This window comes from Stenotrophomonas sp. 704A1 (assembly GCF_030549525.1).
GTDB classification, from domain to species: Bacteria; Pseudomonadota; Gammaproteobacteria; order Xanthomonadales; family Xanthomonadaceae; genus Stenotrophomonas; species Stenotrophomonas tuberculopleuritidis.
In genome coordinates, this window is the sequence record NZ_CP130831.1 from 2,774,879 (window position 1) to 2,799,913 (window position 25,035).

The window sequence follows — 25,035 nt, forward strand, 5'->3', positions numbered from 1 at the left end:
CCGTCCCGCGAAGTGTGTGCCGGCTTTGCATTCTGCGGCGGATCCAGGCAGGACTGATGGCACATGTGCGCCTTGGTGCCGCTGCGCTCGCCGGGCATGGCCCGGCGCTACCGGATTACTGCGCTCGCCGGCACGGCCCGTTCACGGCCAACCACGGTAGCGCCGGGCCATGCCCGGCGGATCCATCAACCCGCTTGAACCTCATGCAGCGCCAGCCATCGCCAACGCCCCTGCTCCTGGCGCAGTACCGCCAGCGACTCCCGCCATGCCGGCGTGCCACCGTCGATCGAATGCCCTTCGCGGTAGCGCAGCATCGCCAGCGATGAGGACGCGTCCAGCGCCTGCACGGCTTCGATGGAGATCTGCAGCCCCGGCCGCGCGCCATGGCCACCCACGAACAACGTCTGCACCGCCGCACGGTCCAGCCTGCGGCCAGCGATACCGACCATGCTGAAGTCCGCGCAGAAATGCGCCATCAGCTCATCCAGTGCATCGACACCGACCTCGGCGCGGAACCAGGCCTGCAGCTTGTCGTGCAGAGCGTGGATTTCATGTTCGGCAGTGGTATCCATCAGGTGTTCTCCGGTTGCGAAAGAGTGAGCAGTTGTGGCCGGCGCAGCAGAGCCATCGGCAGCAGGGTCAGTACAGCGGCCAGCCCCAGCGCCACGCCGGTGGCATGGGCGGGCAACCCCTGCGTCGCCAGCGCCAGCAGCAGGGCGATCGCAGCGGTACCCAGGCAGAAACTGAGCTGGCGATTGAGATTCCACAGCGCACTGGCATCACCCAGCGCTTCGCCTTCCACCCCATGGAAGGCCAGTGTCTGCGCGGTGCTGCTGCACAGGCTTCCACCCGCCCCCATCAGTGCGAACAGCAGTGCAGCAACGATAAAGCCTGGCTGTGGCAGCAGCGCCATCAACAGCAGGCCGCTGGCCTGCAGGATCATGCCCGCGCGCAGTACCGTGGCCGGGCCGAAGCGGGCCAGCAGGCGTTTGCTGGCGGTGATCGCCATGGCCGAGGCCAGCGCCCACGGCAGCATCAGCGCGCCGATGTGCGCGGCGCGGTAACCGGCCTGGTGCAGCTGCAGCGTGCTGGCCAGCTGGCTGCCGATGAACACGCCCGGCACTGCCAGGTACACCAGCATGGCCATGCGCAGGCCGCGATGGGACAGCAGCGACCAGCGCAGCAGTGGCTGCGCCTGCCTGCGTGCGTGCTGCAGGTGGGCCGCCGCCAGCAAGGCTGCGATCAGCAGCAGTACGGCGCCGGCGCCCCGACGGCCCGGTTCGCCCAGCCAGGTCAGCGCCAGCAGCAGTGCGCCCAGCGCCAGCATCGCGGTGGACAGCGCATAGGCCTGCAGGCGCGGTGTACTGCGCGTGCCATCGGCCGGCATCCAGGCCAGCACCAGCCCGATGGCCATCACCGCCAGTGGCAGGCTGGCCCAGAGCACCCCGCGCCAGGACAACCATTGCACCAGCAGCCCGCCGAGTGCCGGCGCCAGGGCGGGTACCAGCAGTGCCACCAGCAGGATGCGGCGGGTCAGCGCGCCACGCTGGTCGGGCGTGCACTGCCGGTAGGCCGCCGCCTGCGCCACCGGAATCAGCAGCCCGCCAGCCAACCCCTGCAGCAGGCGCCAGCCCAGCAGCCAGCCGATGCCCGGTGCGGCACCTGCCAGTGCGGCGGCGCCCGCGAACAGCAGCAAGGCCACCAGCAGCAGGCGGCGCTCGCCACAGCGTGCGGCCAGCCACGGCGCCAACGGAATCACCACGCTCAGGCCGAGCATGTAGGCGGTGCCGACCCAGGCCAGGGTAGCGACGTCGGCATGCAGTTCCGCCGCCAGCGCCGGATAGGCCACCGTGGCGATGAACATGTTGACCAGATCCAGAGCGAACACCAGCAGGAAGATCACTTCATGGCGCAGGCGGGGGGATGGCATCGGCAACGCTCCGGCAGGGAAGCGGCCAGCATGCCGTCCGGACCTTGTTGGAAAAACACGACGACAGCTGCAACACTGTCAAATACTTTTTGACACTGGCGTCCCATGGTCAGCCTCGATCGCTTCGACATCTTCCGCGCCGTGGTCGAGGCCGGCAGCCTGACCGCCGCCGCCGACCGCCTCGGCCTCAGCCGCGCGGTGGTCAGCTTCAACCTGAAGCGGCTGGAGCAGGAACTGGGTGTGACCCTGCTGCTGCGCAGTACCCGCCATCTGGCCCTGACCGAGGCCGGCGAGCAGTTCCTGCAGCACTGCGTGCAGGCGCTGGACGCCGCGCAGGCCGCGATCAGTGCGGCGCGCCGCGACCAGCACCAGCTGCAGGGCGTGCTGCGCCTGACCACCACGCCGGAGTACGCCCAGCTGCGCCTGGTTCCCGCACTGGAGGCCTTCCGCGCACGTCACCCGGCCCTGCAGCTGCATCTGTCGACCTCACCGGCGCCGGCCGACCTGATTCCGGAACGTTTCGATCTGGCGATCCGCCTCGGCCGCCTGCCCGATTCGGGGCTGCATGCCAGCGAACTGGAACGGCACCCGCTGTGTGCGGTGGCGGCCCCTTCGCTGCTGGCCCGCCTGCCCTCGGCCGACGTCGCCGATGATCCGGTGCAGCTGGGCACCCTGCCCCGCCTGGGCTACCCGCGCCTGGCCGATGTACCGGTGGTCGCCCCCGATGGCAGCGATGCGCGGTTCGCCACCAACCCGGGCAATGCGGTGGTGCGCGTGGATGGCGCCAGCAGCCTGCGTGCCTTTGCCGTGGCCGGTGCCGGGGTCACCGTGCTGCCACGCTGGCTGATCGAGGACGACCTGGCCCAGGACCGGCTGCGCCCGGTGCTGCGCCAGCACCGCTTCCCGCAGCAGAGCGTGTACGCGGTCTACCCACACAGCACGCAGCCCTCACCGAAGGTGCGGCAGCTGATCGATTTCCTGCGTGGCTGGTTCGGCGGCACACCCGGCTGATGACGCACCCGCCGGGCATGGCCCGGCGCTACCCAGGCATGTCCCCCGGTAGCGCCGGGCCATGCCCGGCGAGCACAGCGGCAGCATCCCGGTAGCGCCGGGCCATGCCCGGCGAGCGCAGCGGCCGCCCTTGAAACAGACACGGCCCCGTTCGGGGCCGCATCTTCAAAGCATCAACAACCTGCAGTATCAGCGCAGCACCTGCTCCACCAGCTGCACGTTCACGCTCTGCAGCGGTTCGGCCGCGTTGCGCGACAGCTGCACCTGGTAGGTGCCGCCGTCGATCTTCCACTGGCGGGCCTGCGCATCGTAATGGGCCAGGGTCTTCGGCTCGGCTTCGATGCGGATGCGGCGCTGTTCGCCCGGCTGCAGCTCCACCTTGTCGTAGCCGATCAAGCGGATCGGCGTGGTGCTGCCGGCCGGCAGTTTCAGGTACAGCTGGGCCACGTCGGCACCGGCGCGCTTGCCGGTGTTGCGGATGTCGACGCTGGCAACCAGGCGCGAACCTTCCACGCTCACCTTCAGGTTCTCGTAGGCGAACGAGGTGTAGGACAGACCGTGGCCGAACGCGAAGGTCGGGGTCAGGCCCTTGGCCGCCATCCACTTGTAGCCGACGTTGGCACCTTCGATATCGAAATCGAACACATCACCGAACGGCTTGGCCGGCTTGAAGCCGAGGCCATCGATGTGCGGACGCGGCAGCTGCGATTCGTCCACCACCCAGGTCACCGGCAGGCGACCGGAGGGGTTGGCCTGGCCGGTCAGCAGCGCGGCAATGCCCTCACCACCGCGGATGCCCGGGTACCAGGCCTGCAGCAGCGCCGGCACCTGCGCCAGCCACGGGGTGCGCACCGGGCCGTTGGTTTCCAGCACCAGCACGGTCTTCGGGTTGGCCTTGGCCACCGCCGAGATCAGTGCGTCCTGGTTGTCCGGCAGCTGCATGTCCGGCAGGTCCACCGATTCGGCGGCCCACTGGGTGGCGAACACGATGGCGACGTCGGCCTGCGCGGCGGCCTTGGCCGCAGCGGCGGCATTGCTGCCGTCCACGTACTCGATGCGCGCATCCGGGCGCGCAGCGCGCAGCGATTCCAACGGCGAGGACGGGTGGAAGATCACCGGGCCCGGCCAGGTGGTCGGCAGCACGCCCGGCACCGCGTTGGTGCCCTTGGCGGTCACGCCCACCATCGACGAACCACCGCCGCCGATCACGCCCTTGTCGGCATGGCCGCCGATGATGACGATGCGCTTCACGCTGTCGGCCAGCGGCAGCAGGTTGCCTTCATTGCGCAGCAGCACGCTGCCCTCTTCCACCGTGCGCTGGGCCACGGCAAAGCCAGCCTCGGCATCCACCTTCTGGTGCTGCGGCGGGTTGTCGAAGTTGCCGTGCAGGAACATCGTGCGCAGGATGCGCGCCACCATGTCGTTCAGGCGCTCCATCGGCACCACGCCGCCGTGCACGGCCAGGCGCAGCGGCTCGTCGAAGAACACCGCCGCGTCGAACACTTCGCCGGCCGACTGCTGGTCCAGGCCGGCCAGCGCCGCCTTCGAACCGCTGTGCACGCCGCCCCAGTCGGACATCACGAAACCGGGGAACTTCCATTCCTGCTTCAGCACCTGGTTCATCAGGTAGCCGTTCTCGCAGCCGTAGGTGCCGTTGATCTTGTTGTACGAGCACATCGCCACGCCCGGGCGACCGGCTTCCAGTGCGATCTCGAAGGCCAGCAGATCCGATTCGTGCATGGCCTGTTCGCCGATGCGCACGTCGTGGAAATTGCGGCGGGTCTCCATGTCGTTCAGCGCGAAGTGCTTCATCGAGGAGATCACGTGCTGGCTCTGCACGCCCTGGATGACCGCGCCCACCATCGAACCGGCCAGCAGCGGATCTTCACCGGCATATTCGAAATTGCGGCCATTGCGCGGGTCGCGCTGCAGGTTGACGCTGCCCGACAGCAGGATGTTGAAGCGCTGCTGCCACGCCTCGCGGCCCATGGTTGCGCCGCCGGCAAAGGCGACCGCACGGTTCCAGGTGGACGCGGTGGACGGGCCCGAGGGCATGGCCGTGGCGAAGTCGCCCGGACGGATGCCGCCCGGATTGGTCACGCCCACGCCGGCATCGGCCGACTGCTGCGAGGGAATGCCCAGGCGCGCCACTTCCGGCACGAAGCCGGCCGACCCCACCGCGCCTTCCGGCAGCTTGCCGCCATCCTTGCCCAGCCCGAAGTAGCTGTGCAGCATCTGGAACTTCTCGTCTTCGGTCATCGCCTTCAGCAGCAGCGCTGCGCGTGCATCGGCGCTGAGCGTGGCGTCCATCCACGGCCGTTCACCGCCCTTGTCGGCGGCATAGGCCAGGGTCAGCAGAGTGGCGCGCAGGGTGCTGCCTTCCACCTTGAACGGTGCACTGCTGGCCGCCTGGAAACCATCGCTGAAGTAGCTGGCATCGGCTTCCAGCGCCACGCGTGCCGGGTCGAAACCGGCGGCCTTGGCCGACTCGGCCGCCACCGCGCCGAGCAGCACGGCCGGCGCACCCAGCCGCGAGCGCGACACCAGCGCCGGCAGCTGCGTGGCAACGGCACCGGCGTCGGTATAGACCGCCACGGCATGGCGGCCATCATCCAGGCGCAGGTAGTTCAGGCCCGGCTGGCCCGGACCGGATTCGGCCGCGATCGGCAGCCGGGTCAGCACGGCCTGGCCGCGCTGGGTCTGCCCATCATCCTTGCCGGCGGTGATGAAGCGGTACTGGTAGCCCAGGCCATCGGCCAGCAGCTGCAGCGGATCGACCTGGCCGATGTCGCGCTGCACCTGGCGCACGCTGACCGCGTCCACCTGCAGGGTCTTCAACTGGGCGGCCAGGGCCGGCATCGCCTCCGGTGCCGGTGCCTGTTCCAGGGTCAGTACGGTGAAGGCGGCCGGGTCGGCCCAGGCCGGGGCGGCCAGCACGGCAGACAGGGCCAGGGACAGGGCGAGCGGCTTTGTAAACGTTTTCATCAGCGGGCGTAATTCCGTTGCCAAGGCAATCGGTCCAGGGAAAGTGCCGCCGAAGGGTGCAGCGTCATGCCGCGCAAGCGTTGCCGGGCAACGCCTTGCAGGCCAGAGGGCAGGCCGGTCTGCGCGCGGGACCCTCCTCCCGTGCGTGACAACCGAACCGCCCGGGCCGCGCAGAGCGGCCCATCATGTGAAGATTGTGCGAGGGCGTTCATCGCTGTCAACAGGACCTAAGTCACAGGCGCGGCCTGCGCCGCGGTTATCAGGCCATCACCGGCCGTCATCAGCGGGCTGCCCGGTGCTGCCGATAATGGGGGCGTCTCCCGGCACCTCCCTCCGCCCATGACCGTACACCGCGACTTCGATCATCTCTGGCGCGACCGCTGTGATACCTCCAGCCAACGCAGTCCGCGCGTGCTGATACGGGTATTCGTCGCCCCCGGTGAGCTGGAGCGCAGTGTCGCCTTCTACGAACAGCTGCAGGGTGTGGTCGCCGATGCCGGCTTCCCGTTTCCCGAAGCCGGGTTGCGCCTGGCCATGGTCGGCGCATTCCTGCTGATCGAGGGCTGCGATGACGCGCTGGCACCGTTCACCTCGACCACCGGCACACTGCTGGTCGATGATGTGCGTCCTTATCACGACAGGTTGGTCGCCGCCGGGGCCGAGATCATTGTCCCGCTGCAGGTGGTACCGACCGGCGCGGCGTTCAATGCGGTGCATCCCGATGGCACGGTAGTGGAGTATGTGCATCACCGCCCGGACTCCCAGGGCAGATGAATCCACAGCATGGGGGAATGCCTTGCACATGAACCCACTGCGCGTGCCCTCCATGCAGAAGGGAGATCTACAATGCCTGCATGCCCCACCCCGCTCTCCCCTGGAACGGCACGTTGCTGCTGGATGCGCACGTGGCCGTGCTGCACGGCCACGCCGGTGACAGCGATACGCACGCGCACTACGCCCATCAGCTGCTGTTGAGCGCAGACGCACCCTGGAAGATCAAGGTCGATGGCGTGCTGCAGCAGGGGCAACGCCTGTGGCTTCCCTCCTTCCAGCCGCACGCGATCGTGTCGGCACCACAGGAAGGCTGCACGGTGTTTCTTGAGCCTGGCCATGCCGACATCGGGCAGATCCAGCAGCATCTGGATGCGTTACCCATCACCCCGGCCGGGCTGCTGCGCTGGCTGCCCGTGCTCAGTACGCCCCAGCCGCTGGACCGCCGCCTGCAGGCGGCCATCTCGCGCATCCGTCACCATCTGCCCGGCCCGATATCGGCTGCCGATATTGCCCATGCCGCACACCTGTCGACCAGCCAACTGCATCGGCGTTTCCAGGCCGATCTGGCGGTGACGCTGCGCGGCTGGGTGCTGTGGCAACGGCTGCGCCTGGCCCTGTCGCAGCATCTGGCTGGCCACAGTCTGACCCGCAGCGCACATGCGGCCGGCTTTGCCGATCTGGCGCATCTCTCGCGCAACCTGCACCGCATGTTCGGCATCGGCGCAGCGCAGCTGCAGGGCCTGCAACTGCGCATGGCCTGACGCCTGCGCTCATCGTCGACGCAGGCCTTCCGGCAGTTCCGGTACATCGCCATGCGGCAGTTCACGGAACGGCGCCGACAACTGCCCGGCATAGCCGCGCGGGTAGTCGGGCTGGCTGCCGATGCCCAGGTCACGTTGGCCAAGGCGATAGTCCGGCGCATCGAATGCGGTCCCCAGCAGGTGATCCCACACTGTGAGGAACAAACCGAAATTGACATCGCCAGCCGTGCCGTAGCGCATGTGGTGGAAGCGGTGCAGCGGTGCCCATGCCATCACCCGGCCCAACATGCCCGGGTGCATGTCCACGTTGGAATGCTGCAGCAGCAGCTGGATGGCAATGGCGAACGCCAGTACCGCCGCCACCGGCATCGGCAGTCCCAGCAACAGCAGTGGCAGTACGCCTCCCACCGCTTCGGCGGCCTGGTGCAACGGGTGTTTCATCAATCCGTTGAAGCCATACATGCGGGTCACGCTGTGGTGCACGGCATGCAACCGCCACAACCAGCCGATGCGATGGCTGGCGTAATGCACCAGGGTGATACCGAGGTCGGCGGCGATGATGGCCAGCAGCACCTGCAGCGCGAACGGCCACTGCGCCGGCCAGACCCGCCAGGGAATGATCGCCGCCAGCAGAGGCACCGCGGCGATCGACAGCAGATTCAGGCCTTCATTGACCAGCGCGTGCAGCGCATCGCGTACCCCGTCGCCCTGGCCGTGATTGAACGCCGGGTCGTACGGCCATGCGCGTTCGGCAGCGAACGAGAACGCAATGGCGACCGCGAGAAAGGCCAGCAGCCACAGCGGATCACCGTGCCGGTGACCGACCCATACAATGGCGGTGACGAGAAAACCAGACAGGAACAACGGTGCATACAGGCGCAGGATCCAGCGCTTCATGGGCAACCCGGGAAGTGAGGGGCCTGCATGCTGGCCCCGCATGCGGGGCCGGGGCTTGAACAAACGGCGCAACCCGGCTCGCCGCTGACCGGTGCCCATCATCGCCGGCACACCTCCGCCCACCCACGCCTGGCGGGGATCTACAATGGCGCCCTCATCGCGCCCGGGGCCGGCATGGATTCCTTCAACCTGATGCGCGCCTTCCGCCGCATCGTCGAACGTGGCGGGCTGGCCCGCGCCGCCGAAGACCTGGGCATGTCGCCGGCCGGGCTGAGCAAGCAGCTGCGCACGCTGGAAACGCACCTGGGCGTGGTGCTGCTGCAGCGGACCACCCGGCGCATGAGCCTGACCGAAACCGGCCATGCCTATTACCGCGAGTGCTGCCGCCTGCTCGACGAGCTGGAGGCTCTGGAACGTGGCATCGCCGAACAGCGTGGCGAGGTGGCCGGGCGCCTGCGGATCAATGCGCCACAGTCGTTCGCGCTGAGCACGCTGTCGCCGCTGCTGCCGCGCTTCCTGCAGCAGCATCCGCAGCTGTCGCTGGACCTGGTGATGGAAGACCGCCTGCTGGATGCGGTCGGCGAAGGCTTCGACGTGTCGCTGCGGCTGCGCGCCGAGCTGGACGATTCGCGGCTGGTAGCACGCCGGCTGGCCTCGCTGCAGCAGGTACTGTGCGCGGCCCCGTCCTACCTGCAGCAGCACCCGGCACCGCAGGCGGTGGACGATCTGCAGGCGCACAGCGTGCTGGCCTACAGCCTGTCCGACTCGCCCGGCAGCTGGCCGCTGCTCGGCCCCGATGGCCAGGTGACGATCACCCTGCCGGCACGCGTCACCGTCAACAACAGCCTGCTGCTGCGTGACCTGCTGGTGGCCGGCATGGGCATCGGTGCCCTGCCCTCGTTCCTGGCCGCACCGGCGCTGGCCAACGGCAGCCTGCGGCAGGTGCTGCCCGACCACCGCTATCCGCCACGCTTCGTGCATGCGGTCTATCCCACCTCGCGCCACCTGCAGCCGAAGGTGCGCGCCTTCATCGATTTCCTGCACGCCGAGCTGCCGGCCTGCGCCGGCCTGGATTCGTAACCACCAGCGAATACTGAGCTGCCCGCGGCGCGCTGTTTCGGCCGCGCCGCACTGCCTACTCTGCCGCCTCCCCTCTCACCGATGGCAGGCAGATGTCCTCCGTTTCCTCCCCCGCCACCGCAGCGCCGGTGGTCGATTTCTTCCACGACGTGGTCTGCGGCTGGTGCTTCGTGCTGGCCCCGCGCCTGCAGCAGGTGTCGGCCGAACTCGGCATCCAGGTACGCCACCGCAGCTTCGTGCTGCAGGACTCGCGCGCGCAGATGGTCGAGGTGTTCGGCTCGATGGAACGCGCCAAGGCGACCATCCTGCGCCACTGGGCCGACTGCGCCGCGCATGAGGACACCGCGCGCATCGATATCGAAGGCATGCGTGCACGGGACTTCGAGTATCCCTCCGGCTGGCTCGGCGCACTGGCCTGCCAGGCCGCAGGGCTGCTCGGCGGCAATGAGGCCCATGGCCTGATGTTCGATGCCGTGCAGTGGGCGCACCTGCACCAGCACCGCAACATCGGCGACGCCGAAGTGCTGCTGGACATCGCCGAAGCACTGGGCCATCCACGCGCGATCTTCGCCGACCTGATGCGCAGCGACGACGTGCGCCAGCGCGTGCAGGCCGATCGCGCCGAAGCCGCTGCTCTCGGCATCCGTTCCATTCCCACCGTGATCGGCGGCAACGGCCTGCGCCTGCAGACCCTGCCGCTGCCGCAACTGCGCCAGGTCCTGGCGTCCCTGGTCGCGGCCTGAGCCGCACCGTCCCCCACCCCGCAAGGAGATTCCCCATGACCCCACGTACCCTGGCTGCCGCGCTGGCCCTGCTGCTGGCCGGCACCGCCGCCTCCACCGCTGTCTGCGCACACGAACGCGTTCCTTCCGGCCAGCAGGTCGGCACCAGTCCCTGGGGGCCGAAGGACGAGATCGGCCGCCTCAACCTGATCACCGACGCCTCGCGTGCGGCCATCCTGTCGCGGGTCAGCGGCGGCAAGGCCTATGACCTGGCCACCGAGTACTACGTCGGCATGCCGAGCTGGCAGGACGCCGGCGACCCGCACTACCAGTTCTGGATGACCCATACCCCGCGCGGCACGGTGATGGACGATCCGATGGGCGTGGGTGAGACCATGAACCTCACCCGCAGCTACACCGGCACCGCGTTCTCGATGTACAGCCACACCGGCACCCATATCGATGCGCTGAACCACTTCGGCATCCATGGAAAGATCTGGAACGGCTTCGAGGCCGACAAGCACCTCGGCGATCGCGGCTGGAACGTCACCGGCATCGAGAAGTTCCCGCCGCTGATCGCGCGCGGCGTGCTGATCGACGTGGCCGGCGCCAAGGGCGTGGACATGCTGCCGGACAGCTACCGCGTCACCCGCCAGGACCTGAAGGATGCGCTGGCACGCCAGCAGGTGAAGCTGCAGCAGGGTGACATCGTGCTGATCCGCACCGGCCGCATGCGCCTGTTCGAACAGCCCAAGGCGTACATGGCCAATCCGCCGGGCATGGGCCTGGACGCAGCGCGCTTCCTGGTCGAGGACAGCGGCGCGATGATCGTCGGCGCCGACAACCTCAGCTTCGAGACCTTCCCCTCGGAGGTGTCCGACGACTACGTGCCGCTGCACACCTACCTGCTCGCCCAGCAGGGTGCGCCGATCATCGAGCTGGTGGCGCTGGACGAACTGGCCCGCGACAAGGTCTATGAGTTCGCCTTCATCGGCGGCCCGCTGAAGATCCGCGGCGGCGATGCCGCCCCGCTGCGTCCGGTCGCGCTGCCGGTACACCCGTAACCGGGGCGCGCACCCGGTAGCGCCGGGCCATGCCCGGCGGGCGCAGCGGCCGCTTCGGACCGGCGCCGATGGGTGGGTGCCGACCACGGTCGGCACCGTTTTCCCGCATCCATACAGGGCGGGTTCTACCCGGTCTTGCTTCCCGCATCCACGCCATCGGTGGATGCGTCACCCCTTCAGCAACCTGAAACCCGCCCTTCCGATTTCATTAGTAATTCTACTCACAACGCGAGTAGCATGTCCGGTCTCAGCCCCTGATACCGGCCTGTCGATACTCGCTCCATGCCTGCCGTTCCCGCCCACTTCTGCCGCCTCCAGCCTGCCCGGCCCCTCCCTTGGAGGACCGGCTGATGGGTGCGGTCGTCGCCCTCGACCGCCTGCTGGACGGCCGCCAGCTATGGCGCGGCCCGGCCCGCCAGGGGCTGGCCAGTGACCATCTGGCCAGCGGCCACCCCGCGCTGGACGCGCGCCTGCCCGGTGGCGGCTGGCCGGCCAGCGGGCTGTGCGAGGTGCTGCAGGGCGCGCCCGGGGTGGGTGAGCTGGCGCTGGTCTGGCCGGCGCTGGCCAGGCTGAGCCAGCGCGATCGCCCGATCGTGCTGATCGCACCACCGTATCGTCCCCATGCCCCGGCCTGGGCCGCGGCGGGGCTCGATCTGGCCCAGTTGCAGATCGTCCACGCCGCGCCCAGGCAGGCGCTGTGGGCAGCCGAACAATGCCTGCGCTCGGCCGCCTGCGCGGCAGTACTGTGCTGGCCGCAGCAGGCCGATGATCGTTCCCTGCGCCGCCTGCAGGTGGCCGCCGACAGCGGGCAATGCCTGGGCTTCGTGTTCCGCGAGGCGCGCGCGGCGCGCAACCCGTCCCCGGCCAGCCTGCGCCTGCAGCTCGATCACGGCCAGGTGCGCGTGCTGAAGTGCCGCGGCGGGCTGCCGCCGGCGCAGCCGTTGCCGCTGGCCATCGCCCACTGAGGCCGCAGCATGCACTGGGCCTGCCTGTTGTTGCCGCAGCTGGCGCTGGACAGCGTGCTGCGCCAGCTGCCGGATCCGCAGCGGCCGCTGGTGCTGCTGCAGGGGCCGGCACAGCGCCGCGTGCTGCGTGCGGTCAGCCCGGCCGCGCGGGCAGCGGGCCTGCGCCCGGGCATGCTGCTGTCGGCCGCGCAGGTGCTGGTGCAGGACCTGCATCTGCACGACTACGATCCCAGGGCCGAACAGCACACCCGGCAGCTGCTGGCCAGCTGGCTGTATGCCATCAGCTCACAGGTCAGCCTGGATTTCCCGCATGCACTGGTGCTGGAAATCGGCGCCAGCCGCGCCCTGTTCGGTGACTGGCTGCAGATCGAACAGCGCCTGCGCACCGGCCTGCACGAGCTCGGCTTCCGCCATCGGCTGGTGGCCGCGCCCAATCCGCACGCCGCGCGCGTGCTGGCCAACGTGCATGATGGCCTCGGCATCGACGCGCAGCGGTTGCCTGCCGCACTGGCGGCACTGCCGCTGGCGCGCAGCGGCCTGCCCGCCGATGCGGTGACCGTACTCGCCCGTTCCGGCCTGCGCACGCTCGGCGCCGCCTTCGATCTGCCGCGCGACAGCCTGGCCCGGCGCTTCGCGCCCGAGGTGCTGCAACAGCTGGACGCGCTGCGCGGCCTGTCTGCCGCGCCGCTGCGCTACTACCAGCCCCCGGACCGCTTCGATGCCCGCATCGAATTCGAGTACGAGATCGAATCCAGCCAGGCCCTGTTGTTCCCGTTGCGGCGCCTGCTGCAGGATCTGGCCGCGTTCCTGTGCTCACGCGATGGTGGCGTGCAGGGTTTCGACCTGCATTTCGAACACGACCTGCTGCCGGCCAGCGTCCTGACCATCGGCCTGCTGGCACCCGAGCGCGATGCCGCGCTGCTGTTCGAGATCGCCCGCAACCGCATGGAAGCCTTCGCCCTGCCCGCCGGCAGCCGTGCGCTGCGCCTGCAGGCCGAACAGTTGCCGCCGTTCGTGCCAGCGGCACGCGACCTGTTCGATACCCGCCCGGCGCAGGCGATGCCGTGGCCGCAGCTGCGCGAACGCCTGCGCGCACGGCTCGGCGATGACGCCGTGCAACCGCTGGCGGTACAGGCCGACCATCGCCCCGAGCGCGCCAGTGGCAGCCAGCCACCGGCCAAGCCACCGGCATACTGGCCACTGCGCCCGGGCTGGCTGCTGGACACGCCACAACCGCTGCGCGACCCGCGCCTGCGCATCGTCGCCGGGCCGGAACGGATCGAATCCGGCTGGTGGGACCAGGCCGACGCACGCCGCGACTATTACGTGGTGGAAACCGCGCATGGCCAGCGCGGCTGGGCGTTCCGTGCCCGCAACGACCCGCATGCGCCGTGGATGCTGCACGGCTGGTTCGGTTGAACCGCCATGCCCAGCGAACTGCCCGGCTATGCCGAACTGCACTGCCTGTCGGCCTTCAGTTTCCAGCGCGGCGCGTCCATCGCCGAGGAGCTGTTCGCGCGCGCCGCCAGCCAGGGCTATCGCGCCCTGGCGATCACCGATGAGTGCTCGCTGGCCGGCATCGTGCGTGCCTGGCAGGCGGCGAAGACGCATGGCGTAGCGCTGATTGTCGGCGCCGAATTCCAGGTCGAGGCTGGGCCGAAACTGGCCCTGCTGTGCACCGACCAGGCCGCCTATGCCGGGCTGTGCCAGCTGATCACCACCTGCCGGCGGCGCGCGGCCAAGGGCAGCTACCGTTGCCTGCGCGAGGATCTGCATGGTCTTCCCGACGGCCTGTTGTGCCTGTGGCTGGACCGGCAACCGGCGGCCACCGACCTGCAGCTGCTGCGCGACGGATTCAACGATCGCCTGTGGCTGGCGGTGGAGCTGCACCACGAGCACGACGACGCGCGCCGCCTGCAGCAGCTGCAGGCCTTCGGCGAGCGCCACCGGCTGCCGCTGGTGGCCAGTGGTGATGTGCACATGCATGTGCGCCGCCGCCGCGCCCTGCAGGACACCCTGACCGCGATCCGCCACCGCTGCAGCGTGGCCGAAGCCGGCTGGCGCCTGTTCCCCAACGGCGAACGCCACCTGCGCCGGCGCACCGCGCTGGCCCGGCTGTACCCGCCCGAACTGCTGGCCGAGACCCTGCGCATCGCCGAGCGCTGCCGCTTCACCCTGGACCAGCTGCAGTACACCTATCCGCGCGAGCTGGTGCCGGAAGGGCATGACCCGGACAGCTGGTTGCGCGTGCTGGTCGAGCGTGGCGTCCCGTGGCGGTGGGAGAACGGCATCGAGCCGGCGCAACGCAGGCAGATCGAGCACGAACTGGCACTGATCAAGCAGAAGAACTACGCCTCCTACTTCCTCACCGTGCAGGACATCGTGCGCTTCGCCCGCAGCCAGGGCATCCTCTGCCAGGGGCGCGGCTCGGCGGCCAACTCGGCGGTGTGCTTCGTGCTGGGCGTGACCGAGATCGATCCGGCACGCAGCAACCTGCTGTTCGAGCGCTTCATCTCCGCCGAGCGCGACGAACCTCCGGACATCGACATCGACTTCGAGCACGAGCGCCGCGAGGAAGTGCTGCAGTATGTGTTCAACCGCTACGGCCGCGAACGTGCCGCGTTGACTGCAGTAGCGATCAGCTACCGCGGCCGCAGCGCGATCCGCGACGTGGCCCGTGCGCTGGGCCTGCCGATGGACCAGGTCAACGAACTGGGCGCGGCGATGGACCACTGGGGTGGCAACATCCCGCTGCCGGAAACCCTGCGCGAGCGCGGCTTCGATCCGGAGACCCCGCTGATGCGGCGGCTGCTGGCGCTGACCGCCGAACTGATCGATTTCCCGCGCCACCTGTCGCAGCATCCCGGCGGTTTCGTGATTTCCGAGCACCCACTGTCGACCCTGGTACCGGTGGAGAACGCGGCGATGGCCGACCGTACCGTCATCCAGTGGGACAAGGACGACCTGGATGCCACCGGCCTGATGAAGGTCGACTGCCTGGCGCTGGGCATGCTCACCGCCATCCGCAAATGCCTGGCGATGCTGCAGCAGCACGGCCTGCACGGTGGTCGCATGGATGCGATCCCCGACGACGACACCCCGACCTACGACATGATCAGCGCCGCCGACACCATCGGCGTGTTCCAGATCGAGTCGCGCGCGCAGATGGCGATGCTGCCCCGCATGCAGCCGCGCGAGTTCTATGACCTGGTGATCGAAGTGGCGATCGTGCGCCCCGGCCCGATCCAGGGCGACATGGTGCATCCCTACCTGGAGCGACGGCGGATCCTGCGCGAACAAGGCCCTGAAGCACTGACCGACCCGGACAATCCGCTCTACCCACCGCAGCTTGAACGCGTGTTCGCGCGGACGCTGGGCGTACCGCTGTTCCAGGAGCAGGTGATGCAGCTGGCGGTGGATGCGGCCGGCTACACCCCCGGCGAAGCCGACGCGCTGCGCCGCTCGATGGCGGCGTGGAAGCGTCGTGGCGGGCTGGAGCCGCATCGCGAGAAGCTGCTGTCGGGCATGTTGAAGAACGGCTTCAGCCGCGAGTACGGCGAGCACCTGTTCGAGCAGATCAAGGGGTTCGGCGATTACGGTTTCCCGGAAAGCCATGCCGCCAGCTTCGCCCTGCTCACCTATGCCAGCTGCTGGCTGAAGTGCCATCATCCGGCCGCATTCACCGCCAGCCTGATCAACAGCCAGCCGCTGGGCTTCTACAGCCCCGACCAGCTGCTGCAGGACGCGCGCCGGCATGGCATCACCGTGCTGCCGGTGGACGTGCGCCATAGCGACTGGGACTGCACGCTGGATTTCAGCAAGGGCGCGGCCGCGATCCGGCTCGGCCTGCGCCTGATCGATGGCTGCAGCGAAGCGGCCGTGCAGGTCATCCTGCGCGAACGCGCGCGGCGTCCCTTCGACGATGTCGGCGACCTGTGCCAGCGCACTGCGCTGGATCGCCGCCAGCAGGGCCTGCTGGCCGATGCCGGCGCATTGCGTGGGCTCAGCGGCCACCGCCACCGTGCGCGCTGGGACATTTCCGGCGTGGAGAACCGCCTGCCGTTGTTCGACCCGGCCCGTGCCACGGCCGAAGCCCGCGTGGCATTGCCGCTGCCCAGCGCCTGGGACGACATGCAGGCCGATTACCGCAGCACCGGCACCACCCTCGGCCGCCACCCGATGTCGTTCCTGCGCAGCCAGCTGCGCAGCCGCGGCTGCCTGGATGCCGCACAACTGGCCCGCCAGCAGCATGGCCGCCGCGTACGCATCGCCGGTCTGGTACGCATGCGCCAGCGCCCGCAGACCGCCAGTGGTGTCACCTTCCTCACCCTGGAAGATGAAACCGGCATGGTCAACGCGGTGGTCTGGCGGCACCTGGCCGACCGCCAGCACCGCGTGCTGGTCGATACCCGGCTGATGCAGATCGATGGCCGCCTGGAACGCGTCGATGGCGTGCAGCATGTCATCGTGCAGCGCATGCTCTGCCTGGATGAACTGCTGCAGGGACTGCGCAGCCACAGCCGTGATTTCCACTGACGATACACAACGTCACACAGCGCACTGGCTATTGTCCGCCTGCTTCCGCTATCGTCGGCACATCCAAGGAAGGACGATCCAATGCCCCGTGCGCTGCTGCTGACCACGCTGGTGGTCTCGACCCTTGCCCTGCTTGTTTCCGGCTGGACCGCCTGGAACCTGCATCGCAGCCAATCACCACAGCGCATCATCGAGGCACGCGGCCTGGTCATCCACGATGGCAACGGCCAACCGCGGGTGATCCTCGGCGCTCCGGTTCCCGACCCGCTCAGCCAGGGCCGCAGCCAGGGGCCGCGCGCCACCGCCCTGTCCGGCCTGATCCTGCTCGGTCCGGATGGCTCCGAACGCGGCGGCTACGGTACCAGCGACCGCGGTGGCGAAGCGCTGCTGACCCTGGACGATGCCACCGGTACCACCGAAGTGTTCAAGGTTGTCGCCAACCCGGACCGCGGTGCCAGCCTGATGGTCAAGCACCAGAACAACACCGGGGCCATGCTGACCTCCTGGCAGGGCAAGCCGGAACTGGTGTTCCTCGATGACAGCGGCCAGTCCTACTACGTGCGCCCGGGCGCCAACGCCGCCCCCTGATCTGCTTCTGCAGCGTCGGGCCCTGCTCGACTGTTCCATCTGCGCGGCAGTCGAGCATGGCTCGACGCTACAAACCGCACACCGCCGCCAGGTCATCGGCCAGCTGCCGCTGCTGCCGTGCACCCAATGCCGCGCAGGTGATGCGCAGGCCATGCGCGGCCGCCGCCACGGCGAAGACTTCACCGCTGCGCACGTGCCAGCCGCGTGCGGCCAGCGCCAGCACCTGTGGCGTGCTGTCTGCGGTCAGCGGCAACCACAGGTTCAAACCTTCCATCGGCGTCGGTGTCGGCAGCCCGCGCGCCTGCAGCAGGGCCTGCAAGCCCTGCAACCGCTGCTGGTAGCGCGCGCCAGCCGCAGCGATGCGCTCCCGCTGCGCAGCGGATTCCAGCACGCTGCTGGCCGCATCCTGCAGCAGATGGCTCACCCAGCCGGTGCCTGCCGCCAGCCGCAGGCGCAGCCGCGCTGCCGTGTGCCCGTCGCAGGCCAGCCAGGCCAGCCGCAGGTCCGGGCCCAACGACTTGGACAACGAACGCAGCAGCGCCCAGCGCCGCCCGTCCTGCGGCAATACCGAGTGATAAGGCTGCTGTGACAGCAGCGCATAGTGGTCATCCACCAGCACCGCCACCTGCGGATGCTCGGCCAGCAGCTGCCGCAGCGCACGCGCACGCGCCGCGTCCAGGCTGGCACCGGTGGGATTGTGCGCGCGCGGCGTCAGCAGTACCGCACGCGCACCGGCCAGCAATGCCTGGCGCAGCGATTCCACCTGCATGCCGTGGGCGTCCACCGCGACCGGCAAGGGCGCATGCCCGGCCGCACCAAGCACGTTGAGACTCCCCAGGAAGCAGGGATCCTCCACGGCGATCAGGTCGCCCGGCAGCAGCCACGCCGTCAGCACGCGCTCGATGCCATCCACCGCACCATGGGCCAGCTCCAGCGCGTAGTCCGGCGGGCAGTCCGCGTCCAGCGACAACCGTGCCAGCCGCTGCATGCGCCGGTCCACCGTATCGGCGCCGTACAACCGCGGCGCCGACGCTGCCACACGCAGGGTCGGCAGGCACCGCGGATCGGGGTTGCCGCCGGCCAGATCATGCAGGGCCAGCCCTGGCCGGCTGCCCTCCCGCGCCATCGCCGGCGGCAGCCCGCGCACCACCGTGCCACGGCGCCCGGCGGTACTGGCCAGGCCCGCCGCATCCAGCCGCTTGTAGGCGGCCGCTACGGTATTGCGGTTGACCCCCAGCCGCTCGGCCAGATCGCGCACCGGCGGCAACGCACTGCCCGCCGCCAAGCGGCCATCACCGATGCCGCTGCGGATGCTGTCGAAGATCGCTTCGGCACTGCGCCCCGTGATTTTCATTTTGTCCTATGCCAAACTATTTCTTGTCCTGTGCCAGTGTATCCCACCCTGGCCGCCCGCATCGGAGGTGCCCCACCATGCCGCTTGCCCCTGCCGACTGGCCCGTCGCCCAGTCCATCGAACAGATCGCCACCAACCTGGCCACGGTGCGCCAGCGCATCGCCCGCGCCTGCAGCCGCGCCGGCCGGGATCCGGCCAGCGTGCGCCTGCTGCCGGTCAGCAAGACCGTCGATGAAGCCCGCATCCGCATGGCCGTGGCGGCCGGCTGCAACGTACTCGGCGAGAACAAGGTGCAGGAAGCGCAGCGCAAGGCGCTGGCCATGGCCGACCTTGCCGTGCACTGGTCGGTGATCGGCCACCTGCAGACCAACAAGGCCCGCGACGTGGCCCGCTTCGCCAGCGAATTCCAGGCGCTGGACAGCCTGCGTGTGGCCGAGGCGCTGCAGCAGCGCCTGCAGCTGGAAGACCGCAGGCTCGACGTGTTCGTGCAGGTCAATACCTCCGCCGAACCCAGCAAGTACGGCCTGCAACCGGAGGCGGTGGCGGCATTCGTGCAGCAGCTTCCGGCGTTCGACCGCCTGCGCGTGCGTGGCCTGATGACCCTGGCGGTGTTCACCCCGGACGTGGAGCGCGTGCGCGCCTGCTTCGTGCGCCTGCGAGTGCTGCGCGACCAGCTGCAGCAGACGGCGCCGGACGGCATCGACCTGTCGCAGCTGTCGATGGGCATGTCCGGCGACTTCGAAGTGGCCATCGAGGAAGGCGCCACCGTGGTCCGTGTCGGCCAGGCGATCTTCGGCGCGCGCGCCACGCCGGACAGCCTCTACTGGCCCACCGACGGAGCACCGGCATGAAGCGCGCGGTCCTCCTGCAGCATGTCAGCTTCGAAGACCTGGGCACCCTGCAGCCGCTGCTGCTCGGCCAGGGCTGGCAGCTGCAGACGCTGCAGGCCGGCGTCGATACGCTGGACAGCGCAGAGCAGGCAGACCTGCTGGTGGTGCTCGGCGGGCCGATCAGCGTCAACGATGGCGCGGCCTACCCGTTCCTGGCCGACAGCATCGCCCTGCTGCAGCGCCGCCTGCAGCAACAGCGCCCAACGCTGGGCATCTGCCTGGGCGCGCAGCTGATGGCGCGCGCACTTGGCGCGCAGGTCACCCCGACCGGTGGCAGGGAGATCGGCTTCGCGCCGCTGCTGCTCACCGATGAAGGCCAGCGTTCTCCGCTGCAGGCGTTGCAGGGAATCCCGGTGCTGCACTGGCACGGCGAGGGCTTCGAACTGCCCGCAGGCGCCCGCCGTCTGGCCAGCACCCCGGCCTGCCGCCACCAGGCCTTCGCCATCGGCAACCATGCGCTCGCACTGCAATGCCATCCGGAGCTGGATGCGCGCCAGTTCGAGCGCTGGCTGATCGGCCACACGCTGGAACTGGCCCAGGCCGGCATCGATCCAGCGGATCTGCGTGCGCAGGCACGGCGCTACGGCGCACCGCTGGCGGCAGCGGCAACGGCGATGTTCCATCACTGGCTGCATGATCTACCGGAGACCCGCCCATGCATTACCGCCTGACCGTCCAGCGCCACGGCATCCATTGGGGACACTTCGACTGCGACGGTCCCAACGCACTGCAGCACCTGGAAGCGATCGCCGCACGCCTGCCCGCCGAAGAAGGGTTTCTCGTGCAACGGCAGAAGGGAATCGGTGAACAACGCATCCTGTCCAGCGGCAGCGATGGCCTGCGGGTACTGGCCGCGCAGATCCAGTATGGCGCGCTCTGACAACGACGGCGCGGGGGCCGGCACTGGCTGCACCTGCGCGCAGCATGCTGGACTGGCGCCGTCACGCAAGTGATAGTCACGCGATGCTCGACGTACCCGCCAACCTGCGTGACATCGCCCTGGACCTGCAGCAACGCCTGCACCGCATCGGCGAAGGCCAGCCCAGCGAAAGCCACTACCGGTTGCTGCTGGACGGTGAAACCCTGTGCTTCCCCTACCGCATCTACGTCGATGCCACGCGCCTGGACCGGCTCGCCGCTTCGCTGCAGGGCGAGGCGCGCCTGCTCTGCCTGTGCCTGGCCACCCGACACCCGGACGGCCATCTGCGCCAGCGCGCCATCGAGGCATTGGCAACGGCATCGCCCCCCTGGGTTCTGGCATTCCATCTGGCGCTGCTCGGCGAGTATGTCGAGGAAATCGCCCTGGCCGTCAGCCGGCAGGCGCGGCAGATCGGACTGGCCGCCTATGCGCCGCTGATCCGCGCGAACCCGGTCTTCTTCGAACGCTGCATGCAGCGCGCCGCGAGTTACTGGAATGCCTATCACCGGCACGCGCATCCCACGCTGCGCACGTTTCCCGCGCACCGCCTGCTGCTGGAAATGCGACGCGCCAGCCGGGCCGGTTGAGCGGCCCCTGCGGCCGCGACCGATGCCCGTCCCGCAACAGCATCGATCACGGCCGCACCGCGCGCCCCGGGCATGCCACCACGCGCTTCCAGGTCGGCGCCGCCAGCGACCACGAGGAAGCCACCCGATGCCACGACCGGGGCGTTTCAGCCTTGCGCCGCGTAGGCTTCGGCCTCGATCTCGAACAGCATGCCGTCCAGTGCCAGGCGTGGCACCGGGATGAGCGTGCAGGTCGGCGCGGGCCGATTGGCCCAGCGCCGCCGCACTTGCCGCGCGATGATGCCCAGGCGGTCCTCATCATGGTCCACCACCAGTATCCGCAGCCGGGCCACGTCACCCAGTCCGGCATGCGCGGACCGCAGTGCGGTCTGCAGATTGTCCAGGGCCTGCGAAACCTGCTCCTCGAAGCCCGGCGACAGGTTGCCGTCGTCGTCCTCGCCCCCTTGCCCGGCGATGTGGATCACCCGGGCCGGCAGCCGCACCACGGCCACGTGCGAATAGCCGTTCGCGCTCGGATCATGCAGGCCGGGCGGGTCGAACAGCTCCAGCAGGCCATGGCTGAAGTCCGCGGTGTGCAACAGGTTCATGCCGCAACTCTCTGGGGAACAGCGCGCAGTCTGCAACCTCAACCCGCGTTGAGGTCAAATCCACCGGATGCAACAGACTGGCCCGCGACGCGCAACGATGCCGCGGGCCCCGCTGCCAGCGCCGGCAGGGCGTGACACTCCTGCCTCAGGTCCAGGCCGGATCGGCGGTGAAATCGATGGTCAGCCAGAACGTGCTGGCACGGGCATCCAGCCGCATCGCGATGTCGTCCCGCATCGCATCCACCTCGCCCACCGTCCCCAGCGGCGTCGAGGGCGTGGTCAGGACATGGATCTCGATGAAGCGCATCCGTCCCATCTTCGCCACATGGCTGGTGAAACCGGCATAGCCGCGCTCGGCCACGAACGCCTGCATCACCTGCTGCACGCGCCCGTCCAGGTCATCGGGTGCCACCTGCAGCACTTCACGCATGGCCTTCCATGCACTGCGTGCCGGCACCGGCAGCACGGCCAGGCTGATCAACGCCAGTACGATCGAATCCAGATAGGGCACCCAGTGATGCCAGCGCCCCCCATGCAGGGCCAGCGCGAGCACGAAGGCCAGCACCACCGCCAGGCTCATCAGGCCGCCCAGCAGCCACCCACGCACATCCAGCCACAACAGCGCCGACCGCAGCCGGCGCGCGCGCCGGGCCACGAACGCGGCCATGCCCAGGTTGCTGGCACTGAGCACCCCGGCCCACCACAGCGCCGGGCCGAACTTCACTTCATGCCCGCCCGTGGTCAGCCCGATCACCGCATTGGCCAACGCGTACACGCAGGCCAGCGACAGGATCACCCCGCCGAGTGCCTCGACCATCGGTTCCAGATGCCAGTAGCCATACTGGAAGCGCGGGCTGTACTCCCGCGCCACCAGCCGCAGCACCGACAGCGACACCAGGGTCAGTGCAACGTCGACCAGGCTGTACACGCCATCGAACAGGATCGCCTGCGATCCCACCAGCAGGCCACCGATGAAGCCGACCGCGCTCACCGCGACGGTGACCCCGATCGAGAACCTCAGCAGGCGTTGTTCGCGCGTGGTATCCATCGACCGCCGAGCAGCCGACCGTTGCCGGTCAGGCCTTCAGCACCTCCACCTTGTACGAGGTCACGTCACCTTCGTGCTCGATGATCAGGCCATGCACGTCCGACTCGAAGCCCGGGAAGCGAGCGTTCTGCTCACGGGCGATGCGCAGCGACTGGATGATCGGCTCGTCACTGGCACCGAAGCGCTCGCCGGGCATGATGGTCGGAATGCCCGGTGGGTATGGCACCAGCATCGTCGCCGCCACACGGCCACTGAGCTGTTCGATGTCGACCCGTTCGATCTCGCCTTTCACCAGATGGTTGTAGGCATCGGCCGGCGTCATCACCGGTGTCGGCAGGTCCACGTACATCTCGCGCATCACCTTGGCCACCGCGAAGTCCTGGTTGAACGCATGCAATGCGTCGCACAGGTCACGCAGGCCCCAGCCCGCGTAGGCGATCGGGTAATCGGCGGCCAACGTCGGCAGCGCCTGGCTCAGCGGCGCATTGCGGTCATACAGGTCCTTGAACGCCATCAGCTCGGTCACCAGGGTGCTCCACTTGCCCTTGGTGATGCCCATCGAGAACAGGAACAGCACCGAGTACAGGTTGGTCTTCTCCACGGTGATGCCGCGGCCCCACAGGAACTTGCTCAGCACCGCCGCCGGGATGCCCAGCCTGCCCATGCTGCCGTCCATCGACAGGCCCGGGGTCAGCAGGGTCACCTTGATCGGATCGATCAGCACGTAGTCGTCGACCAGGTTCTCGAAGCCGTGCCAATGCGCATCCGGCTGCAGGTACCACTCCTCGCGCTTGGCCACCAGCGGCGCCGGCGTATCGCCCTTGTCCAGGCTGCGCTCGAGCTTGGTCGGCTGCCACACACTGAACCACCAGTCGTCGCGGCCCAGGTCGTCGCGCACATGCAGCATCGCGCGGCGGAAGGCGATCGCCTCGTCGTGCATTTCCTGTACCAGCGAGCGCCCCGCCTCGCCTTCCATCATCTTCGAGGCCACATCGCAGGCCGCGATCACCCCGTAATGCGGACTGGTCGAGGTATGCATCATGAACGACTCGTTGAAGCGCTCGGCATCCAGGTTGCGCTGTGCCGAATTGCGCACATGGATCATCGATGCCTGCGAGAACGCGGCCAGCAGCTTGTGGGTGGAATGGGTGGTGAAGATGATCGCGTCCTGCTCGCGCGGCTTGCCCTTGGCCATGCCGTAGTGGTTCTCGTAGAACGGATGGAACGCAGCGTAGGCGTACCAGGCTTCGTCGAAGTGCAGGAAGTCAACCGCGCTGCCGATCTCGTCGGCGATCTTCTCGGCGTTGTAGCACAGCCCGTCATACGTCGAGTTGGTGACCACCGCGATGCGCGGCTTGGAACCGGCCTGGTAGGCCTGGCTGGCCAGCGGATTGGCGGCGATGCGCTGCTGCAGCGACTCCGGCGTGAACTGGTCCAGGCTGATCGGGCCGATGATGCCGTGCGCGTTGCGGCTGGGGGTGAAATACACCGGCACCGCGCCGGTCATGATCAGCGCGTGCAGCAGCGACTTGTGGCAGTTGCGGTCGACGAACACCACATCGCCGCGTGCCACGGTGCCATGCCAGACGATCTTGTTGGCAGTGGAGGTACCGTTGGTGACGAAGAAGGTGTGGTCGGCGCCGAAATTGCGCGCGGCCTCGTTCTCGGCCTCCTTGATCGGCCCGGTGTGGTCCAGCAACGAACCCAGCTCCGGCACCGAGATCGACAGATCGCTGCGCAGGGTGTTCTCGCCGTAGAACTGGTGGAATGCCCGCCCCACCGGCGACTTGGTGAAGGCCACGCCACCGGCATGGCCCGGTGTATGCCAGGAGTAGTTCGACTCGGCCGCATGATGGATCAGCGCCTTGAAGAACGGCGGCAGCAGGTTCTGCATGTAGTCTTCGGCCGCGCGCATCACCTGCCGTGCGATGAAGTTCTTGGTGTCCTCGAACAGGAAGATGAAGCCGTGGATGTACTTGAGCAGCTTGCTCGGCACCTTCTCGATGGTGCGGCGCTCGCCGTACAGGAACACCGGCAGGTTGGCGCGGCGCGCGCTCTGCTCGCGCAGGAAGGCGGTCAGGCGCTGGAACTCGCCATCCACTTCCTCGCTGCCGTCGATGGAGATCAGCACGGCCGACGCCGCCACATAGGTCCGCGCGCCGGCGCGGGCGTCATCCAGGTTCAGGCCGCACAGCACTCGCTGGTTGCTGCCGCGCAGCTCCTCCACCAGGGCACGGATCAGGATGCCGCCGATGCGCGGCGAATCGTAGTCGCCATCGATGACGATGACCGGGTAATCCAGTGACTTGAAATACACGTTGATTCTCCTTTTCGAAA

At 68.7% G+C, this 25,035-nt stretch carries 22 protein-coding genes; 14 read left to right on the forward strand and 8 right to left on the reverse strand.

The features are described from left to right. Positions 1-185: 185 nt before the first annotated feature. Both Q5Z10_RS12950 and Q5Z10_RS12955 read right to left on the reverse strand, forming a co-directional pair. Complete coding sequence (locus tag Q5Z10_RS12950) at positions 186-572, reverse strand: DUF4440 domain-containing protein (RefSeq protein ID WP_303635838.1); 387 nt, start codon at positions 570-572, stop codon at positions 186-188. Then, a complete protein-coding gene (locus Q5Z10_RS12955; protein ID WP_303635839.1) occupies positions 572-1,930 on the reverse strand; it encodes an MFS transporter in 1,359 nt (452 codons plus the stop codon). Before Q5Z10_RS12955 ends, Q5Z10_RS12950 begins: the two co-directional genes overlap by 1 nt. Before the next feature lie 105 nt (positions 1,931-2,035). Between Q5Z10_RS12955 and Q5Z10_RS12960 the strand changes: the two genes are divergently transcribed. Next, the gene (locus Q5Z10_RS12960; protein ID WP_303635840.1) at positions 2,036-2,941 is read left to right on the forward strand and encodes a LysR family transcriptional regulator; all 906 of its coding nucleotides are present in this window, start codon (positions 2,036-2,038) and stop codon (positions 2,939-2,941) included. Positions 2,942-3,130: 189 nt separating this feature from the next. Here the strand turns inward: Q5Z10_RS12960 and Q5Z10_RS12965 are convergent, their stop codons facing one another. After that, on the reverse strand, positions 3,131-5,926 hold the full coding sequence (locus Q5Z10_RS12965; RefSeq protein ID WP_303635841.1) for a beta-glucosidase family protein: 2,796 nt from the start codon (positions 5,924-5,926) through the stop codon (positions 3,131-3,133). 339 nt (positions 5,927-6,265) lie between these two features. On the opposite strand from Q5Z10_RS12965, the gene Q5Z10_RS12970 reads away from it, so the two are divergent. Both Q5Z10_RS12970 and Q5Z10_RS12975 read left to right on the forward strand, forming a co-directional pair. Further along, positions 6,266-6,700 carry a VOC family protein gene (locus Q5Z10_RS12970; protein WP_303635842.1) on the forward strand — a complete coding sequence of 145 codons (435 nt, stop codon included), beginning with the start codon at positions 6,266-6,268 and terminating at the stop codon, positions 6,698-6,700. Between the two features lie 80 nt (positions 6,701-6,780). Next, positions 6,781-7,461 (forward strand): AraC family transcriptional regulator, encoded by a 681-nt coding sequence (locus Q5Z10_RS12975; RefSeq protein WP_303635843.1) that lies wholly within the window; start codon positions 6,781-6,783, stop codon positions 7,459-7,461. 9 nt (positions 7,462-7,470) lie between these two features. Here the strand turns inward: Q5Z10_RS12975 and Q5Z10_RS12980 are convergent, their stop codons facing one another. Then, on the reverse strand, positions 7,471-8,358 hold the full coding sequence (locus Q5Z10_RS12980) for a sterol desaturase family protein (protein ID WP_303635844.1): 888 nt from the start codon (positions 8,356-8,358) through the stop codon (positions 7,471-7,473). A 174-nt stretch (positions 8,359-8,532) separates the two neighbouring features. On the opposite strand from Q5Z10_RS12980, the gene Q5Z10_RS12985 reads away from it, so the two are divergent. The 7 genes from Q5Z10_RS12985 to Q5Z10_RS13015 all read left to right on the forward strand — a co-directional run bounded on the left by Q5Z10_RS12985 (position 8,533) and on the right by Q5Z10_RS13015 (position 17,313). After that, positions 8,533-9,438 carry a LysR family transcriptional regulator gene (locus Q5Z10_RS12985; RefSeq protein WP_303635845.1) on the forward strand — a complete coding sequence of 302 codons (906 nt, stop codon included), beginning with the start codon at positions 8,533-8,535 and terminating at the stop codon, positions 9,436-9,438. 92 nt (positions 9,439-9,530) lie between these two features. Next, positions 9,531-10,181: a DsbA family oxidoreductase gene (locus tag Q5Z10_RS12990; protein ID WP_303635846.1), complete on the forward strand. Its 651-nt coding sequence runs from the start codon at positions 9,531-9,533 to the stop codon at positions 10,179-10,181. A 35-nt stretch (positions 10,182-10,216) separates the two neighbouring features. Beyond that, positions 10,217-11,224, forward strand: coding sequence for a cyclase family protein (locus Q5Z10_RS12995; RefSeq protein ID WP_303635847.1), 1,008 nt, complete (start codon positions 10,217-10,219; stop codon positions 11,222-11,224). Positions 11,225-11,574: 350 nt separating this feature from the next. Next, positions 11,575-12,189, forward strand: coding sequence for a translesion DNA synthesis-associated protein ImuA (gene imuA / locus Q5Z10_RS13000; protein WP_303635848.1), 615 nt, complete (start codon positions 11,575-11,577; stop codon positions 12,187-12,189). A 9-nt stretch (positions 12,190-12,198) separates the two neighbouring features. Continuing rightward, the gene (locus tag Q5Z10_RS13005; RefSeq protein WP_303635849.1) at positions 12,199-13,608 is read left to right on the forward strand and encodes a Y-family DNA polymerase; all 1,410 of its coding nucleotides are present in this window, start codon (positions 12,199-12,201) and stop codon (positions 13,606-13,608) included. 6 nt (positions 13,609-13,614) lie between these two features. Further along, a complete protein-coding gene (locus tag Q5Z10_RS13010) occupies positions 13,615-16,725 on the forward strand; it encodes an error-prone DNA polymerase (protein WP_303635850.1) in 3,111 nt (1,036 codons plus the stop codon). A gap of 81 nt (positions 16,726-16,806) precedes the next feature. Continuing rightward, the gene (locus tag Q5Z10_RS13015; RefSeq protein WP_303635851.1) at positions 16,807-17,313 is read left to right on the forward strand and encodes a hypothetical protein; all 507 of its coding nucleotides are present in this window, start codon (positions 16,807-16,809) and stop codon (positions 17,311-17,313) included. A 67-nt stretch (positions 17,314-17,380) separates the two neighbouring features. On the opposite strand, the gene ptsJ is transcribed toward Q5Z10_RS13015, so the two are convergent. Continuing rightward, the gene (gene ptsJ, locus Q5Z10_RS13020) at positions 17,381-18,667 is read right to left on the reverse strand and encodes a MocR-like B6 salvage transcription factor PtsJ (RefSeq protein WP_303635852.1); all 1,287 of its coding nucleotides are present in this window, start codon (positions 18,665-18,667) and stop codon (positions 17,381-17,383) included. Positions 18,668-18,744: 77 nt separating this feature from the next. On the opposite strand from ptsJ, the gene Q5Z10_RS13025 reads away from it, so the two are divergent. From Q5Z10_RS13025 to Q5Z10_RS13040, 4 genes are all read left to right on the forward strand, one after another. Then, on the forward strand, positions 18,745-19,518 hold the full coding sequence (locus Q5Z10_RS13025) for a YggS family pyridoxal phosphate-dependent enzyme (protein WP_303635853.1): 774 nt from the start codon (positions 18,745-18,747) through the stop codon (positions 19,516-19,518). Next, positions 19,515-20,228 carry a glutamine amidotransferase gene (locus Q5Z10_RS13030; protein WP_303635854.1) on the forward strand — a complete coding sequence of 238 codons (714 nt, stop codon included), beginning with the start codon at positions 19,515-19,517 and terminating at the stop codon, positions 20,226-20,228. The genes Q5Z10_RS13025 and Q5Z10_RS13030 overlap by 4 nt, the downstream gene beginning before the upstream one ends. Beyond that, complete coding sequence (locus Q5Z10_RS13035; RefSeq protein ID WP_303635855.1) at positions 20,213-20,437, forward strand: hypothetical protein; 225 nt, start codon at positions 20,213-20,215, stop codon at positions 20,435-20,437. The genes Q5Z10_RS13030 and Q5Z10_RS13035 overlap by 16 nt, the downstream gene beginning before the upstream one ends. Positions 20,438-20,520: 83 nt before the next feature. Continuing rightward, a complete protein-coding gene (locus Q5Z10_RS13040; RefSeq protein ID WP_303635856.1) occupies positions 20,521-21,063 on the forward strand; it encodes a hypothetical protein in 543 nt (180 codons plus the stop codon). 146 nt (positions 21,064-21,209) lie between these two features. On the opposite strand, the gene Q5Z10_RS13045 is transcribed toward Q5Z10_RS13040, so the two are convergent. The 3 genes from Q5Z10_RS13045 to Q5Z10_RS13055 all read right to left on the reverse strand — a co-directional run bounded on the left by Q5Z10_RS13045 (position 21,210) and on the right by Q5Z10_RS13055 (position 25,015). Next, the gene (locus Q5Z10_RS13045) at positions 21,210-21,650 is read right to left on the reverse strand and encodes a RidA family protein (RefSeq protein ID WP_303635857.1); all 441 of its coding nucleotides are present in this window, start codon (positions 21,648-21,650) and stop codon (positions 21,210-21,212) included. 145 nt (positions 21,651-21,795) lie between these two features. Next, entirely contained in the window at positions 21,796-22,698 is a 903-nt protein-coding gene (locus Q5Z10_RS13050; RefSeq protein ID WP_303635858.1) for a cation diffusion facilitator family transporter, read from the reverse strand. Positions 22,699-22,726: 28 nt separating this feature from the next. Beyond that, entirely contained in the window at positions 22,727-25,015 is a 2,289-nt protein-coding gene (locus Q5Z10_RS13055; protein WP_303635859.1) for an Orn/Lys/Arg family decarboxylase, read from the reverse strand. Positions 25,016-25,035: the final 20 nt, after the last annotated feature.